General features: G+C 73.2%; 14 protein-coding genes. 9 read left to right on the top strand and 5 right to left on the bottom strand.

Annotation, left to right across the window (positions count from 1 at the left end; all coding sequences use genetic code 11):
• The first annotated feature begins 76 nt into the window (after positions 1–76).
• From E1211_RS00235 to E1211_RS00225, 3 genes are read left to right on the top strand one after another with little or no spacing between them, the layout of a single operon-like run.
• Positions 77–7,084, top strand: coding sequence for a non-ribosomal peptide synthetase/MFS transporter (locus E1211_RS00235; protein WP_207915109.1), 7,008 nt, complete (start codon positions 77–79; stop codon positions 7,082–7,084).
• An 8-nt stretch (positions 7,085–7,092) separates the two neighbouring features.
• Positions 7,093–8,004 (top strand): pyridoxal-phosphate dependent enzyme, encoded by a 912-nt coding sequence (locus tag E1211_RS00230; protein ID WP_207915107.1) that lies wholly within the window; start codon positions 7,093–7,095, stop codon positions 8,002–8,004.
• Positions 8,005–8,042: 38 nt separating this feature from the next.
• Positions 8,043–8,951, top strand: a complete 909-nt coding sequence (locus tag E1211_RS00225; RefSeq protein ID WP_132344067.1) for a fatty acid desaturase — start codon at positions 8,043–8,045, stop codon at positions 8,949–8,951.
• Between the two features lie 11 nt (positions 8,952–8,962).
• Here the strand turns inward: E1211_RS00225 and E1211_RS00220 are convergent, their stop codons facing one another.
• Together E1211_RS00220 and E1211_RS00215 are read right to left on the bottom strand one after the other, a co-directional pair.
• The gene (locus E1211_RS00220; protein ID WP_132344065.1) at positions 8,963–9,379 is read right to left on the bottom strand and encodes a hypothetical protein; all 417 of its coding nucleotides are present in this window, start codon (positions 9,377–9,379) and stop codon (positions 8,963–8,965) included.
• Positions 9,303–10,190, bottom strand: coding sequence for a hypothetical protein (locus E1211_RS00215; RefSeq protein WP_132344063.1), 888 nt, complete (start codon positions 10,188–10,190; stop codon positions 9,303–9,305). The genes E1211_RS00220 and E1211_RS00215 overlap by 77 nt, the downstream gene beginning before the upstream one ends.
• A 146-nt stretch (positions 10,191–10,336) precedes the next feature.
• On the opposite strand from E1211_RS00215, the gene E1211_RS00210 reads away from it, so the two are divergent.
• Both E1211_RS00210 and E1211_RS00205 read left to right on the top strand, forming a co-directional pair.
• Positions 10,337–11,470, top strand: coding sequence for an aldo/keto reductase (locus tag E1211_RS00210; protein WP_243709238.1), 1,134 nt, complete (start codon positions 10,337–10,339; stop codon positions 11,468–11,470).
• A gap of 98 nt (positions 11,471–11,568) precedes the next feature.
• Complete coding sequence (locus E1211_RS00205; RefSeq protein ID WP_132344061.1) at positions 11,569–12,171, top strand: TetR/AcrR family transcriptional regulator; 603 nt, start codon at positions 11,569–11,571, stop codon at positions 12,169–12,171.
• Positions 12,172–12,188: 17 nt separating this feature from the next.
• On the opposite strand, the gene E1211_RS00200 is transcribed toward E1211_RS00205, so the two are convergent.
• A complete protein-coding gene (locus E1211_RS00200; RefSeq protein WP_132344059.1) occupies positions 12,189–12,851 on the bottom strand; it encodes a TetR/AcrR family transcriptional regulator in 663 nt (220 codons plus the stop codon).
• 186 nt (positions 12,852–13,037) lie between these two features.
• Here E1211_RS00200 and E1211_RS00195 point away from each other — a divergent pair, with 186 nt between their 5' ends.
• A complete protein-coding gene (locus tag E1211_RS00195; protein ID WP_165947115.1) occupies positions 13,038–13,634 on the top strand; it encodes a DsbA family protein in 597 nt (198 codons plus the stop codon).
• 55 nt (positions 13,635–13,689) lie between these two features.
• Positions 13,690–14,232 carry a cupin domain-containing protein gene (locus tag E1211_RS00190; protein WP_132344055.1) on the top strand — a complete coding sequence of 181 codons (543 nt, stop codon included), beginning with the start codon at positions 13,690–13,692 and terminating at the stop codon, positions 14,230–14,232.
• A 6-nt stretch (positions 14,233–14,238) separates the two neighbouring features.
• On the opposite strand, the gene E1211_RS00185 is transcribed toward E1211_RS00190, so the two are convergent.
• Positions 14,239–14,973 (bottom strand): ATP-binding protein, encoded by a 735-nt coding sequence (locus E1211_RS00185; protein WP_132344053.1) that lies wholly within the window; start codon positions 14,971–14,973, stop codon positions 14,239–14,241.
• A gap of 157 nt (positions 14,974–15,130) precedes the next feature.
• Positions 15,131–15,661, bottom strand: a complete 531-nt coding sequence (locus tag E1211_RS00180) for a MarR family winged helix-turn-helix transcriptional regulator (RefSeq protein WP_132344051.1) — start codon at positions 15,659–15,661, stop codon at positions 15,131–15,133.
• Between the two features lie 162 nt (positions 15,662–15,823).
• On the opposite strand from E1211_RS00180, the gene E1211_RS00175 reads away from it, so the two are divergent.
• Entirely contained in the window at positions 15,824–16,306 is a 483-nt protein-coding gene (locus E1211_RS00175) for a phage holin family protein (protein ID WP_132344049.1), read from the top strand.
• 32 nt (positions 16,307–16,338) lie between these two features.
• The gene (locus E1211_RS00170) at positions 16,339–16,743 is read left to right on the top strand and encodes a ChaB family protein (RefSeq protein WP_132344293.1); all 405 of its coding nucleotides are present in this window, start codon (positions 16,339–16,341) and stop codon (positions 16,741–16,743) included.
• Positions 16,744–16,849: the final 106 nt, after the last annotated feature.

The raw sequence follows: 16,849 nt of genomic DNA, 5'->3' as shown, positions 1-16,849 counted from the left end.
TGGGTCATCGTTCACTTCTGTCGGGAGCGATTCCATCTAGCCTTTCAGCGTCCAATCGCTCGAAGCTGGGAGTGTCGTGAGTCAGGCAATCGACGGTCGCCCGACCGTGCGGGACGACGAGGGCCTGGGTGATGTCTGGTCGGCGATCGCCGAGCAGGCGCAGCGCCTTCCCGCCGCCCTCGCGCTCGTCGAGAATTCGCACGAACTCAGCTACGCGGAACTGGTGGAGCAGGTCGACGCCCTCGCCGCCGAGCTCGCCGCGGCCGGTGTCGGGAATGGGGACCTCGTCGGCATCCGTCTGCCCCGGGGCCGGCGCGCGATCATCGCCATCCTCGCGACCATCCGCGCCGGAGCGGGTTACGTGCCGCTCGACCCGGCCTACCCGGCCGAACGGATCCGGGCGATGATCGACGACGCCCGGCCGCGCGCGGTGATCGACGAGCGGGGGATCTCCGCGACCACGGACGGCGGCGGGGAACACCCGGACACCGCGTACGTCATCTTCACCTCCGGATCGACCGGACGGCCCAAGGGTGTGCTGGTGCCGCGGACGGCCCTGAACGCCTTCTGCCGCGCCGCCGTCGGCCGCTACGACCTGAGCAGCGCGGACCGGGTGCTGCAGTTCGCCTCGCTGAGCTTCGACGCCAGCATCGAGGAGCTCTTCCCGCCGCTGGTGGCCGGGGCCACCATCGTGCTGCGCGACGAGGACATGATCAGCCGGGCGGACCTGTTCCTGGACCGCTGCGCCGCACTCGGCATCACCGTGCTCGACCTGCCCACCGCCTACTGGCACGAACTGGTGGACGCGCTGGCGCGTGGCGAGGCGACGCTCCCGCCGGCGCTCCGGCTGGTGATCATCGGTGGCGAGGCCGCCCGACCGGACCGGGTCGGTGCTTGGCAGCGGGTCGCCGGCCCCACCGTGCGGCTGCTCAACACCTACGGCCCGACCGAGACCACAGTGGTCGCCACGGTGGCGGACCTGACCGCGTGGAGCGGCGAGGTCGTGCCGATCGGGCACCCCCTGCCCGGCGTGACCTGCCGGGTTGTCGACCCCGCCGGCGCGGAGTCCGACGTCGGAGAACTGCTCATCGGTGGGTGCGGCGTGGCGACTGGTTACCTCCACCGGCCCGAGCTGACCGCCGACCGGTTCCGTCCCGGCCCCGACGGCCGGCTGGAGTACCGCACCGGCGACCGGGTCCGGCGCCGCGCCGACGGCGCACTCGACTTCCTCGGCCGCCTCGACGACCAGGTGAAGATCCGTGGCTTCCGGGTCGAGCCGGGCGAGATCGAGACCGCGCTGCGGGCGCACCGGGGCGTCACCGACGCCGTCGTTCGGGCCGAGGAGCACGACGGGCAGCAGCGGCTGATCGGGCACGTCGTGGCCGAGCCCGACACCGACCTCGCGGCGGTGCGCGCGAGCCTCGCCGACCGGCTGCCGCACTACCTGATCCCCGCCGCGCTGGTGGGGCACGCCGCGTTCCCGCTCACCCCACAGGGCAAGATCGATCGAGCGGCGCTGGCGGCGCGGACCGGGCGGGCGCCGGCGACGCCCACCACGTTGACGCCCGCACAGGCCGAGATCGCCGCGCTCTGGCGCACCCTGCTGGGCGTCGGCGAGGTACGCCCCGACGACGACTTCGTCGCCCTCGGCGGCAACTCGCTCGCCGCCGTACGGCTGATCGGCGCCCTGCGGCAGCGCCACGGCGTGGACCTCACGCTCAGCCGGCTCTACGCCGCCCCGACGCTCGCCGCCGTCGCCGCGCTGCTCGACACGACCCCCGGTCCGGCCGAGCCCGACACCGACGACCTGCCCCAGGGCACGCCGCTGCCCCTGAGCCCGCTGCAACGAGACTTCTGGGTGGCCGAACAGGTCTGCGCCGGCCTGCCCGCGCACACGCTGGGCGTCCGGTTCCGGCTCGACGGCCGGGCCGACCTCACCGCACTGGCCCGGAGCCTGCGCGAGCTGACCCGGCGTCATCCCCTGCTGCGCGCCCGGTTCCCCGACGAGCAGGACGAGCCGCGCATGGTCGTCGACGCGGAAGCCGTGATCCCGCTCGTCGAGCAGACCCGGCCCGGCGGCGCCGTCGAGAAGCTCGACCTCACCACCGGTCCACTGGCCCGAGCCGTCCTGGTCCGCACCGGCGGGGACGACGAACTCGTGCTCCTCGTGCATCACCTGATCTACGACGGCTGGTCCGGCAGCGTCATCGGCACCGAGCTGGCCGCGCTCTACCGGGCCGCCGTCGGCCGACCGGAGAGCGTGGACCTCAGCGCCGCCGCCGGCCTGCCCCGGCCGCCGGCCGTACCCGACCTGGCCGCCCGCCACGCCGCGGCGAAGGCCGATCCGGAGCTTGTGGACTACTGGCGCCGCCGCTTCGACGGCGCCGACCTGAATCTCGAACTGCCCGCGGACCGACCGCGACCCGCGGCCCGCTCCTTCGCCTCCGCGCGCGTCAGCCGTCCGCTCGACCCCGCCCTGCTGCGACGGTTGACCGACCAGGGCCACTCGCGGCGCGCCAGCCTCTTCATGGTGGTGCTCGCCGGCCTGCAGGCCGTGCTGGCCCGCTACACCGGGCGGACGGACGTCACCGTCCTGTCGCCGGTGGCCGGCCGGACCAGCCCCGAGCTGGAGGGCGTCGTCGGGCCGCTGCTGAACATCCTCCCGCTGCGCGGCGACCTGTCCGGCGACCCGTCCTTCGCCGAGCTGCTCGACCGGGTCCGGTCCGCCGTCCTCGCCGACCTGGACCACCAGCAGCTCGCCCTGCCCGACCTCGTCGACGCCCTGCGCCGGCCCGGCAGCGGCAACCGGAACCGGCTCAGCCCGGTCGTGCTGACCGTGCACAACGTGCCGCCCGGCGAGGACGCGGCCGTGCGGTACGCCGGCGAGCTTCCCCCGGCCGCGACCCTGGTCGACCTCTCCGTCAGCCTCGACTTCCCGGCCGACGGCCCGGTGCTGCACGTCGACTACGCCACCGAGCTGTTCGCACCGGCCCGGATCGAAGCCCTCGTGGGTCACCTGCTCACGGTGCTCGACGCCGGCGTCACCGACCCGGAGCAGCCGGTGAGCCGGCTGGCGCTGCTCACCGCCGACGAGCAGCGGCGGATCCTGCACGACTGGAACGACAGCGCTATCGACCTGCCCGAGGCGACCGCCCTGCACCAGCTCTTCGAGCGCCGGGCGGCGGCCACCCCCGAGGCGCCCGCCCTGACCTTCCGGGACACCACGATCAGCTACGGCGAGCTCAACGGCCGCGCCAACCAGGTGGCCCGGCGACTGCGCGACGAGGGCGTCCGGCCGGGGGACCGGGTGGCGATCTGCCTGGACCGGGGCATCGACCTCTTCGTCGCCATGTGGGCCGTCCTGAAGGCCGGCGGGGCGTACGTCCCGCTCGACCCCGCGTACCCACCGGACCGCCTCGACTACATGCGTCAGGACAGCCGGTCCGCGATCGTCGTCGACGAGGAGTACCTGCGCGGCCCCATGCCCGCCGAGCGCGGCGACCTGCCGCTGGTCACCAGCGCGGACGACCCGGCGTACGTCATCTACACCTCCGGCTCGTCCGGCAAGGCCAAGGGCGTCGTGGTCGACCACGGCAACCTGGTCCACGCGGTGGCGATGTGGCAGCACGCCTACCACCTGGAGGCCGGGTGGACGTACCAGCAGGCGGCCAGCTTCTCCTTCGACATGTTCGTGGGGGAGACCCTGCGCGCCCTCTGCACGGGCGGCCGGCTGGTCGTGGTGCCGCGGGAGACCCTCCTCGACCCGGCCGACCTGTACGCGCTGATGGTCACCGAGCAGGTCCAGTGCACCGAGCTGGTCCCGGCGGTGCTGCGCACCCTGCTCGGGCACGTCGAACGGACCGGGCAGCGCCTCGACTTCGTCCGGCTGCTCATCGGCGGCGGCGAGAAGTGGCACGTGCAGGAGTACGAGCTGGCCCGGCGGCTGGTCGGCCCGGACAACCGCGTCGTCAACGCGTACGGCGTCACCGAGGTCACCGTCGACAACGTGTACTTCGACGGCCCGGTGGACCACCTCGCCGACGAGGCGCCGCTGCCGATCGGCCGGCCGTTCCCGAACAACCGGGTCTACGTGCTCGACGCGCACCGCCAGCCGGTACCGCCCGGTGTCGTGGGTGAGCTGTACCTCGGCGGCCTGGGCGTGGCGCCGGGCTACCACGACCGTCCCGAGCTGACCGCCGACCGCTTCGTGCCCGACCCGTACGCGCCCGAACCGGGCGCCCGGATGTACCGCACCGGGGACTCCGCCCGCTACCACCTCGACGGCGACGTCGACTTCCTGGGCCGGCTCGACGACCAGGTCAAGGTCAACGGTTACCGGGTGGAGCTGGGCGAGGTCGAGGCGGCCCTCGGCGCCCTGCCGGACGTGGTGGCCTGCGCGGTCGCCGTGCACCCGCTGCCGTCCGGGGTCGCCCAGCTCGTCGGCTACGTGGTGCCCCGCCCCGGCGCGACAGTCGACGAGACGGCGGTCCGCGACGCCCTCGCCGCCACGCTGCCCGTCCACATGGTCCCGGCCCGGCTGCTGAACCTGCCGGCGCTGCCGTTGACGCCCAACGGGAAGCTCGACCGACGCCGGCTGCCGGCACCGTCCGGAGCGGCCACCGACGTCGCCGGCACCGCCCCGCGTACCCCGCTGGAGCGACAGATCGCGACGGCGTGGGCCGAGGTGCTCGGCGTCGACGGCATCGGCATCGACGACAGCTTCTTCGCCCTCGGCGGCGACTCGTTCGCCGCGCTGCGGGTCATCCGGCGCATCGAACCCGCCCCCGCCCTGCTCGACCTCTACCAGCATCCGACCGTCCGCCGCCTCGCGGCGGCCCTCGAAAAGCGGGACGCCTCCACCACCGGGGACCGCAGGCTGCTGCACCGGATGACCCCGTCGGACGCCGACCTCGCCACCGGCGGCGTCACGGTGGTGGCCGTGCCCTACTCCGGGGGCAGTGCGGTCGCCTACCAACCGCTCGCCGCCGCTCTCCCGGCGAACTGGGCGTTGCAGGCGGTCGAGCTGCCCGGCCACGACCAGTCCCGGCCGGACGAGGAGCTGCTGCCCGCCACCGCCGTGGCGGACCTCGTCCTCGCCGAGCTGCGGGAGATCGAGGGACCGATCCTGCTCTACGGGCACTGCCTCGGCGTCGCCGTCACCGTCGAGATCGCCCGGCGGATGGAGGAGGTCGGCGTGCCGCTGGTCGGGGTGGCGCTCGGCGCCGGCTTCCCCACGGCCCGGCTCCCCGGCCGCTTCTTCGACTGGTTCTACCGGCTCGTGCCCACCGACCGGTTCACCTCCGACCGCGAGTACCTCGCCTACCTGCGCGGCCGGGGCGGCTTCACCGACGTGGACGACCCGGCCCAGGAGGCGTTCGTGCTGCGCAACGTGCGCCACGACGCCCGCGACGCCGAGGAGTACTTCACCTCGGCGTACCAGCACCCGGTCGAGCCGTTGCAGGCCCCGGTGCTGGCCGTCGTCGGGGCCCGGGACCGGGTGACCGAGCACTACCAGGAACGCCACCAGGAGTGGCGGCACTTCGCCGAGGACGTGGACCTGGCGATCCTGCCCAAGGCCGGCCACTTCTTCGTCAAGAGCCACGCGGAGCCACTGGCCCGGACCCTCGTGTCGTTCGCGGAGCGGGGCACGACCGACCCGGTCGCGGACGAGCCACCGGCGGAGCAGGTGGCCGCGGTCGATCCCGCGCCGCCGGCCACCCGTACGCGGGATCGCGCGCCCCGGCCGAGCCTGGCGCGGTTCGCGCTGGTCGCCCTCGGCCAGTTCGTCTCCATGGTGGGCAGTGGACTCAGCGCGCTCGTGCTCAGCATCTGGGTGTTCCAGCAGACCGGATCGATCACCGATTTCGCCATGGTCAACGCGGTCGGTCTGCTGCCCGGCATCCTCGCCGGGCCGGTCGCCGGCGCCGTCGCCGACCGGTGGGACCGCCGCACCGTCATGCTCGTCAGCGACGCCGCCTCCGCGGCGGCCATGGGCGCGCTCGCCGTCGTCGTCTTCGCCGGCGGCGGCCTGCACCTCTGGCAGGTCTACCTCACGGTGTCGGTGACCTCGCTGGCCGGCGCCTTCCAACGACCGGCCTACCTCGCGGCGGTGGCCCAACTCGTGCCGAAGCGGTACCTGGGCCACGCGAACGGCCTCACCCAACTCGGGGTCAGCGCCGGGCTGGTCTTCGCGCCCCTGCTCGGCGCCGGACTGGTGGGCCTGATCGGCGTCTCCGGCGTGATCGTGATCGACATGCTCACCTTCGCCGTCGGCGTGCTCACCCTGCTCGCGGTCCGCTTCCCGGACCTGATGTTCCGCCGCCGTGAGGAGACGTTCCGGGACGAGGTCGCCGCCGGCTGGCGGTACATCACGCTCCGGCCGGGACTACGGGCCGCGTTGCGCTTCTTCGTCATCGACCACGCCTTCTACACCCTCGGCTTCGCGGTGATCACGCCGATGCTGCTGATCGAGCAGAGCCCCGCCGTCCTCGGCCTCGCCCTGGGCGCCAGCGGCCTCGGTGGACTCGCCGGCAGCCTGACGATGGGCCTCTGGGGCGGCACCACCCGGCGAGCGAACGGCCTCATCTTCTTCATGGGCGTCGGCAGCCTGGCCATGTCCGTGGTGGGCCTCGGCAGCGCGCCCGCCCTCGTGATCGTCGGCATGTTCCTGGTGACCTTCGGCGAATCGCTCGCCGAGGGGCACTGGATCGCCCTCGTGCAGACCAAGGTCGGCTTCGAACTCCAGGGCCGCGTCCTGTCGATCTTCATCACGGTGATGATGCTGACGATGCCGATCGGCTACCTGATCGTCGGGCCGCTCGCCGAGCACCACGTGAAGCCGCTGCTCGCGCCGGGCGGAGCGCTCGCCGGTTCCGTGGGGCAGCTGATCGGCACCGGACCCGGGCGGGGACTCGCCCTGCTCGTCGCCGTCAGCGGTCTGCTCCAACTGGCCTGGGCGGTACGCGGATGGTTCACCCCCCGGCTGAGGCTGCTCGAAGACCACCTGCCCGACTCCGTCCCGCCCGCCCAGATCGGATCCCGCGACGACCTCCAGCGCGAGGCCGACGCCCTGCTCACCCGTTGAGGAAACCCGTGCCCGCAGAACTGTTGTCCGAGGCGCCCGTCGACGCCTACGGCACTCCGCTCATCGATGCCGGGGAGCTCGTACCCGGCGCCCGGGTCCTGATCAAGGACGAGACCCGGTACGCCTCCGGCAGCCACAAGGAGCCCGCGGCCCGCGCCGTCGTGAGCCGGGCGGCGGCCGACGGTCACCGCCGGGTGGTCATCGCCACCTGCGGCAACTACGGCCGCGCCATGGCGATGGCCTGTGCCGCCGCGGGGATGGCCTGCACTGTGGTGCTGCCCACCGGGTGGAGTGACGGCGGCGCCTTCATGCGCGCCGCCGGGGCCGACGTGCACCTCGTGCCCGGCAGCTACGAGGACGCCGTCGACGAGTCCCGCCGGCTCGCCCTCGACGAGGGATCGATCGACGGCAACGTCGACGGCCCGTACGTGGACGCCGTCTTCGCCGGTCACGGCGTCGTCGCGCACGCCCTGCACCGGGTGCTCCCGGAGCCGCCCGCGGCACTGTGGATCCCCGTCGGCAACGGCACCACGATCATCGCGATCCACCGGCAGCTGACGGCGCTCGGCTGGTCCGTCCCCATCCACGGCGTCGGCTCCGCCGGCAACAACCCGGTCGTCACCAGCTGGCCGGGCCCGTACCGGATGCTCCCGCCCGACGGGGTGGTCACCACCGACCACAACCAGCCGCTGGTCAACTGGCACGCCCTGCAGGGGCCCGAGGCGATGGCCGCCGTCGCCGCCACCGGCGGTCAGGTCCACGGGGTCGACGACGACGGGCTGCGCGCGGCGCAGGCGATCCTCACCGGCCACGGGGCGCACCCCACGGCCGCCGGATCGGTGGCCCTGGCCGGGCTGCTCCAGCACGCCCGCACCACCGCGCTCACCGGTACCCACGTCGTGCTGCTCAGCGGCCGCTGAGCCGACCCTCACCCCCGCCCATCCCGGAGACGACCCTCATGACGACGACCGCGGCTCCCCCCACGCTGCTGTTCGCCCGGGCCAGGACGTCGGCCCACGACGAACGGGTCTTCATCGCCAAGCTGGCCGTGCTGGCCGGCCTCACCACCGTCGGTGTCGTGCTCGCGCTGCGCACCGAACCGCTCGCCGCGGTCGCCGGTGTGGTGTTGCTCGCGGCCATGTACACCCACGCCGTCGAACTGCAACACCAGGCCCTGCACCACTCGGCGTTCCGGGCGGCCTGGCCGCACCGCCTCGTCGGCGTGCCCCTGGGTCTGCCGCTGCTCGTCGTCTACACCCACTACCGGGTCCGGCACCTGCAGCACCACCGTCACCTCGGCACCCCGCAGGACACGGAGTTCTTCGGCTTCGACACCCGCAAGCCGCTGACGAGGGGCGCGCTCCTGCGTGGCCTGTTCGACTATCCGCGATTCGGCGTCGTCGTCCGCGACGTCGCCCGCGCGGCGACCGGCCGGTGGCGGTACGAGTTCGGCGACCTCAGCGCCACGATGCGCCGCCGGGTGGTCACCGAGTACCTGCTCCTCGGTGCCGTCATCCTCCTCGCGGCAGCCGTGGCCGCCGCCGGACACCACGAGCTGGTCCTGCGGTTGTGGCTGCTGCCCCTGGTCCTCGCGGTGCCGATGCACTTCCTGGTCGAGCTCCCCGAACACGTGCTCTGCGACACCGACAGCACGGACGTGCTCCGTAACACCCGTTCCATCCGGGGCAGCTGGTTCAGCACCTGGTTCACCAACGGCAACAACCTGCACATCGAGCACCACGCCGCGATGAACGTCCCGATCAACCAGCTGCCCGCGCGGCACCCGGAGACGGTCCGCCACGCCGCGCACGTCGAAGCGACGTACCTCGACTTCTACCGGAGGCTGTGGCGTGCCGTGAGCCGCTGACCCGGCGACCGTCACGCCGCCAGGTACGCGCTCAGGGCCGCCCGGTCGTCCGGCAGCCCGTACTCCCCGACCAGCATGGCGACGTTGCCGAACGGCTCCCCGTCGATGAGCCAGGGCTCGGGGGAGTGGCTCAGCACCTCGGCGAGCCGTCGTTGCCGGGGAGTCAACGACGCCGCGGGTGTCCCCGACGCCAACGGTCCGTCGGGGAACGCCAGCCGGAGCGTCTCGCCCAGCACGGTCAGCGACTGGTCTCCGCTGACCGCGGGCAGCCGGTCGGTCAGCGCGTCGAAGGCGCGGTCCGCGTGCCGGGGGCCGAGCTGACGCAGGGTGAGGCCCGCGTATCCGCTCAGGTCACCGTTGAGGAACGGCAGCCAGCCGCCGTCCGTCGGGTCGTCCGTCCCGGCGGGCGGGGCGGCGGTCCAGGTCATCAGCTCCTCGACCGTCGTGGGGTCGGCCGCCGGGCCCAGCACCCGTGCCCGTCCGACGGCGGCGGCGCACCGGACCACCGGCCGGGGGGTCCGCGAGCCACCGGTGGTCCGGCGCCGCGTTGAGCAGCCCGGAGGCGACGAGCATGGTGGCGACCTCGACCGCCCCCGCGCCGGTCACCTGCGAGACGTCGGTGGCTCGGGCCAGCGCGGCCACGCTGCCGGCGGCCTCCTCGGGAAACCACGCGAGGGCGTACGCCGCCCCGGTCCGCACCCACGGATCGGGGTCCGCCAGCAGGTGGCGGAAGAGCGGAACCCCGGCCCGCGCGGCGTCGTAGACCGCCACGTCGACGTACGCCCACAGCCGCGCCTGATCGGCCGCGTCGAGGGACTCGACGTACGTGTACTCCACGTACTCCTTGGTGGCCTGGTGCTCACCGCTCCACGGGGCGGGTTTGGCGGCGAGCAGGTCCCGCCCGCCCTCGGCCGCCCGGCGGTAGGAGCCGATCGGGAACCCGTCGGGCAGGACGGCCTCGTCGTAGCCGATCGCCAGCGAGGTCACCAGGGCGAGGATCGCGGGCCGGTCGGGGGTGGCCGGGTCGCTGAGCAGTTCGAGCAGGAACGGCACCGCGTAGGCGCTCGCCTCGTACCGGCTGCCCTGGTGGAACACGGTGGTGTAGAGGGTGCCGAGCGCGTCGTCCCGGGCCGCCGGGTCGGCCGATCTCAGGGCGCGGATCAGGTCGGGAACGTCGTCGGCCGCCCCGTAGGCGTGACCGAGTCGCCGCCACCCGATGTCGTCGAGTCCGTCGAGCATGTGCCATCTTCTCCCACCGTCTCCGGGTGCCCGGCAGCAGGAGGAGAGCCGTACGGGTCGGCTGATCAGACCCGGTTTCTGGACTTGCCGGTCCAATTTTGCCGAGTCAGAGTGTGCTCCGGCGGCCCGTCCCGGGCCGACGACGAATGCGGCAGAGAAGGCAACTGGAGTACCAGACGATGCACTACTACCTGCTCGGCCGGTCCGGGCTGCGGGTCAGCCGGCTCGCCCTCGGCACCATGAACTTCGGCACCGCCGGGTTCCACGCCGCCTACGGCAAGACCGAGGCGGAGGCGGAACCGATCTTCCGGCGCTACCTGGAGGCGGGCGGCAACTTCATCGACACCGCCGACTTCTACACCGCCGGCGAGAGCGAGCGGATCCTCGGCCGGCTGATCAATTCCGCCGGGGCGCGTGACCGGCTGGTGCTGACCAGCAAGTTCACCAACAGCACCGACCCCGCGGACCCCAACGCCGGCGGCAACGGCCGCAAACACATGATCCGGGCGGTGGAGGCGTCGCTGCGCCGGCTCGGCACCGACTACCTGGACCTCTACCTGCTGCACACCTGGGACCGGATCACCCCGGTCGAGGAGGTCGTGCGGACCTTCGACGACCTGGCGCGCGCCGGCAAGATCCGCTATGCCGGGCTCTCCGACGTGCCGGCCTGGTACGCCGCCCGGGCACAGAGCCACGCCGAGGCGCACGGTCTGACCCCGATGATCAATCTGCAGCTGCCGTACTCCCTGATCGCCCGCGGGATCGAGCCGGAGTTCCTGCCGATGGCGCAGTCCCTGGGCATGGGCCTCACCGCGTGGAGCCCGATCGCCGGCGGCCTGCTCAGCGGCAAGTACCGGCGGACGGCCGACGGCCTGACCGGCACCGGCCGACTCGGCGGCGACGGCGCGAACGGCCGTCCGGTCGGCGACCGTGACTGGCGGGTGATCGACGCGCTCGACGGCGTCGCCACCGAGCTGGGCCGGAGCATGGCCCAGGTGGCGATCAACTGGGTGGCCACCCAGCCCGCCGTCGGCTCCGTGATCATCGGCGCGAGCAGCCCGGATCAGGTGGACGGCAACGTGGCCGCGCTCGACTTCGAGATCCCGCGCGAGTTGCGGGCCCGGCTCGACGCGGCCAGCGCCGAGCCGCTGCCCGCCCCGTACTCGATGTTCACGCCGGAGTACCAGTCCTGGATCGTCAGCCCGGGTCTGGACATCGGCGACAAGCCGGCCGGTTACGCGCCGCCGGTCTTCAACGGCACCACCGGGGCAGCCGCCTGACGACCGCTCCACGGCGGGGCGGCCGGACGTTTGGGCCGCCCCGCCGCCGGGGTCCGGCGTGACCTACCGTTGACCTGCGGATCCTTCGAGGAGGCCAGATGACGCGCTCGCTGACCAGCAAGGGCGAGGCGACCCGCGCCCGGATCGTGGCCGGCGCGGCCGCCGAGGTGCGCGAACGCGGCGTCGACGAGGTCCGTCTCGAGGACGTGATGGCGCGTACCGCCGTCAGCAAGAGCCAGCTCTTCCACTACTTCCCGGCAGGGAAGGAGGAGCTGCTGCTCGCGGTGGCCGAACACGAGGCCGACCAGGTGCTCGCCGACCAGCAGCCGATGCTCGGCGACCTCACGTCCTGGGACGCCTGGCAGGCGTGGCGGGATCGGCTGATCTCGCGTTACCGCGAGCAGGGTGACACCTGCCCGCTCAACGGGCTGCTGGGCCAGACGGGCCGTCGGGCGCCGGCCGCCCGGGCGGTGATCGTGGGGCTGATGCGGCGCTGGGAGGACGCGATCGCCGTCGGCGTCCGGCACATGCAGTCGACAGGTGAGATGACCGCCGAGGTCGACGCCGACCGGGCGGCCGCCGCGCTGCTGGCCGGCATCCAGGGTGGCGTACTGCTGCTGCTCTCGACCGGGCGGATCGACCACCTCCAGGCCGCCCTCGACCTCGGCATCGACGCCCTGCGGCGCCAGCCCGCCTCGTGACGCGCCGGACGCGGCCGTCAGCCGCCCGCGGGTGAGGCGGAGGCGATGACCGGCCACAACACGGCCACCACGCGCTCGGGGAGCTGCTCCGTCGGCTCTCCGGCGTAGAACGCGGCGAAGTAGCTGCCGAAGCACATCATCGCGATGATGCGGGTGTCGATGTCGACGCCGATCGCGCCACGCTCCTGCAACTGCTTCAGCACCTCCGCGACGAGGGCGACGCGGGGTTCGACGGCGTGCTGTCGCAGGATCTCGAGCAGCTCCGGGGTACGACTCGCCTCGCCGGCGAAGTTGCCCATCAGCACCATCGCGTCCGGGTTGAAGTAGGCGGGGTCGAGCCGGCGGACCGCCTCGACGAGCGCGTCACGCGGCGCCAACTCCGACAGGTCGACGGTGTACATGTCGCGTTGCCGGCGGAATCCGTAGTCCAGCGCGTCGACCACCAGCTCGAACTTGTTGCGCCAGCGGCGGTAGAGCGTGGGTCTGGTGACCTTGGCGTCGGCGACGATGTCGCCGATCGTCATCCTCCCGTAGCCGTCCCGCACCAGACGCTCGCGGGTGGCCAGGATGATCGCCTCGTCGATGGCGGCGTCCCGGGGGCGGCCACCGGGATGCGTCGGCTCGCCGCCGGCCGGCCGCTCGTCGTGGGCCGGTTCACCCGCCGGTCGTCGTCGAGCCATGGTTCACCTCGGGGCAGCGGCCGTCATCGCTGAGCGCGGGATCCGTTACAGCCAGCGACTGTAACACGGAACACCGGACCGGCCGGCCGCCTCGCCTGGGCGAGCGGGCGGAGACTAGTTACAGTCAACTGCTGTAACGAAACATGCGTGAGGGCTGGCCGGCTCGCGGCGGCAAGGGGGGTCGACGTGAAACCGGGCGTTTCCGTCCTGCACTGGTTCGATTTCATCTGCCCGTTCTGCTACGTCGGGCAGCAGCGCAACGAGATCCTCGAAGGACGCGGCCTGGACGTCGTGCACCTGCCGTTCCAGATCCATCCCGAGATCCCCGACGGTGGCGTCGAGGCCGGGCCGCGGACCGGACCGATGTACGCGGCCCTCGAACGCGAGGCGGCGGAGGCCGGCCTCACCTTGAACTGGCCGAGGCGGCTGCCCAACACCCGGCGGGCGCTGGCCGCCGCGGCGTGGATCCGCCTCAACCAGCCGGCCGTGTCGGAAGACTTCCACAAGGCGTTGTTCGCCGCGCGCTTCGTGCACGGCGAGGACATCGGCGACCGGGCGGTCGTCGAGCAGCAGGCGGGTCGGGTCGGCGTCGACCTCGACCCGCTGCGCGCCGCACTGGACGACGGCACCGCGCTGGCCGCCCTCGTCGAGGCCGAGTCGTTGGGCGTCCGCCTCGGCGTACGGGCGACGCCCACCTGGCTCATCGGAGGAGAGGTGATCTCCGGCCTGCTGCCGCGATCGGAGTTCGAACGTCTCGCCGACGAGGCGACGCATCGTGCCTGACACCCACCAGCCGCTCCGCCAGGCATCGGTGCGCGACGCGGGAGAGGAGACAGCCATGGACCCGAGCGACATCCCCGAGGTGAAGGTGGTGCCACCCGGCGGCGGCGAGTCCGTCGGCATTCCGGGCTTCGGCGCCGTCTTCAAGCTCCACAGCCGCGACAACGGCGCTCGGGTGGCCATCGTCGAACATCCGTTCGCCGTCGGCACGATCACCATGCCGCACCGCCACACCCGGGAGGACGAGCACTCCATCGTGCTCGACGGTGAGATCGGGTTCCGCTCCGACGCCGAAGAGGTCGTCCTCGGCCCGGGTGGGTACATCACCAAACCGCGCGGTCAGATGCACGCGATGTGGAACGCGGGCACCGTACCCGGCCGCATCATCGAGGTGATCGCGCCCGGCGGCTTCGAGAGCTACTTCCGGGAGCTCAGCGAACTCTTCACCAGCGTCAAGCCGCCGCCCGGCACGAGCCTCCGCGACACCACCGAGTTCGGCGAACTCGCTGCGAGGTACGGCTTGACCTACGGCACGCCCGACTGGCTCGACGACGTCGTCACGCGCTACGGACTGCGCCACCCGCGCGCGACCGCGGACTGACGCGCCTCACTCCGGCCCGGCGGCCACGGTGGCCCAGACGGTCTTGCCGTCGGCGAAGGTGAGGAAACCCCAGCTCGCGGCGAGAGCCTGAACGATGGGGAGACCCCGGCCGCGCTCGCCGAGGATTCCCTCGATCCTCGCGGCCGCCGCGAGCGGAGGATGCGTCGTCCGGTCCCGGACGCTCAGCCGGAGCACCCCGTCGACATGGGCGACGGTGAGATCCAGGTCGCTGCCCGCGTGCTGGACCGCGTTGCTGACCAACTCGGAGACGACCACCGCCGCCTGGTCGGCGATCGCGTCGAGCCCCCAGGAACGGCAGCAGTCGGTCACGAGGCGGCGGCCCGCGGCCGGTGAGCGCAGGTCGTTGGCCAGGTAGCGGTGTGCCCGGCCCGGGGTCGCTCGACCGCGGGCCACCGCCGCCGTCACCTCGGAGAGGATGGCCTGCCGCCCCAGCAGGGACGACAGGAGCCGGCCGGCGGGGGTGTGTGGATTCACCGCCAGCAGCAGCTCCGGCCCGACCCGGCGCGCCGCCGCCCAGCTCGCCAGCAGCGACGACGCCGTCTCCAACGCGCTCTCCGGTACGTCCGCGAAGTCGACGATGAGGCTCAGCGGGGCGTCGAGGTTGGCGTCGTCCAGCAGCGCGATCAGCCCCTGATCGGGCCGGCCGGCGCCGGGGCGGACGGTGGTGGAGCCGGCGGCGAAGTCCCGGCGCACCGACCAGGGGAGCGCGACGTCGGTCATGCGCGCGACCGCGTTCGGCGTTCGCCGGCCCGTGGCGAGGACGCCGTGGCGGTGGAGCCGGACACCGTGCCTCCCGATCGAATCCGCGACGTTCTGCGAGCGAACGATGCCCGTACGATACCTGTACCCGTGCAGGTAACTGAGGCGCGAGGTCGGCTCAACAGCCCGTCGCGCCGTCCACCGCTTCGGTGCAGCGTTCCCACCGTTGCCACCACTGCCGCTCGGTCGGCTCGCCGGCGGCGACGGCCAGCGCCTCGACCAGTTCGGCGAGATTGCCGGCGGCTCCGGTCTCCGGGCTGTCGACCAGCTCGCGGATCTGCGCGGCCCGTCGCCGCATCACCTCGCCCACGAGCTCCTTCCCGCCCGGGGTGAGGCCCAGCCAGGAGACCCGGCGATCGGTCTCCTTCTGGTGACGGGCCACGAGGCCCCGGCGTACCAGCCGGTCGCAGGTGCGGGTTGCGGTCGACGGGTGCACGTGCAGGGCCGCGGCGAGATCGACGGTCCGTAGCGGCCCGTGGGAGGCGAGCACGACGATCGCCCGGTACTGCGACAGCGTGAGGTCCGCGTCGAGCGAGGCGAGGGTGCGGGTGGTGATGCCGACGAGGGCCCGACTCAGGGCCGACAGGCTCTCGACGAGCCCGGTCTCGGGGCCCGCGGACGCAGTCGCGGGGAGCACGTCCGAGGCCATGCGGCCAATGATTGCACGGAGGCAAGAAACGGGACGACGGGGATTCACCGGTCCGGACCGCCCGGGCGGGGACAGCGTCGCGCCCTCCGGACGGGCTGCCCGGTGTGCCGCCGGGGAACCGGGGTACGAAGCCGCGTCGGCAGCGAGCAGCGGGAGGACACCATGACAGGCGCGGCTTCTGATCAACCCGGCCGGGGCGACCGGACCGGCAACCCCGCCGGACGCTTCACCGAGGAGATCGCCGAGGTCGTCCGGGCGGAGATGAGCTCCGTCCGGCACCAGCTCACCGAGGCCGCCCGGCCGGCCGGCGCCGGCATCGTCCTGCTCGCGGCGGCCGGCGGCTGCCTCATGCTGGGCGTCGGCGCGGCGTCGACCACCGTGCTGCGCGCGCTGGAGACGTTCCTGCCCCGGCGGCTGGCCGTGGCCGGGCTGGCCTCCGGCTACCTCGCCGCGGCGGTCGTCCTGGGCCGGCTCGGGCTGCAGCAGTTGAGCGCGGCCGGCGACAGCTCGGCCCGGGTCGCCGACGAGATGCGCGAGGCGGTCTCGGCGACGGCCGGTGCGGTGGTGCCGGCCGGCTCCGCGGCGGCCCGCCAGGCCCTGGGCGGCGCTCGCGGCCCCGAGGCCGACGGGCGGAACGGGGGCTGATCGTGCCGGACAAGCACGAACAGGCCGAGGAGATGCGCGACGAGGTGCCGTCGACGATCGCCCGCTCCGACGACAAGGCGGTGCGCACCTACAAGAAGACCCTGGAGTCGGCCGAGGAGACCTACGGCGACGGCGAGCGGGCGCACCGCACCGCGTACGCCTCGCTGAAGCACACCCACGAGAAGGTGGGCGACCACTGGGAGCCCAAGGAGCGCGCCGGCCCCTCGGATCCGCAGGCCGAGTTGGGTACGCCGGCGTCCCGCGACCGGGCCCGTCCCACCGCGCAGGGGGTGGACGCGAACGCGAGCGTCGACCACCTCGAGGACGTCGCTCGCCGGGTGGGGGTCGAGGATCCGGAGCAGCTGGAGAAGGAGGAGCTGGTCCAGGCGATCGAGAAGGCGAACGCGCGGGCCACCGCGCGGGCCCGGAAGCGGTGAACACGCCCGCCGTCGTGGCCTGCGGATAGCCGGTCGGCCCGCGGCCCGAGCGCCGGGACCGGTCGCCGGCTTGCGTCAGGGAGGCGGTGATCCGGAGACCGTCGGC

The organism is Micromonospora sp. 15K316, assembly GCF_004348525.1.
Lineage (GTDB): Bacteria > Actinomycetota > Actinomycetes > Mycobacteriales > Micromonosporaceae > Micromonospora.
Note: the sequence above shows the minus strand (reverse complement) of the source record. Positions and strands in the feature narration are given on the sequence as shown.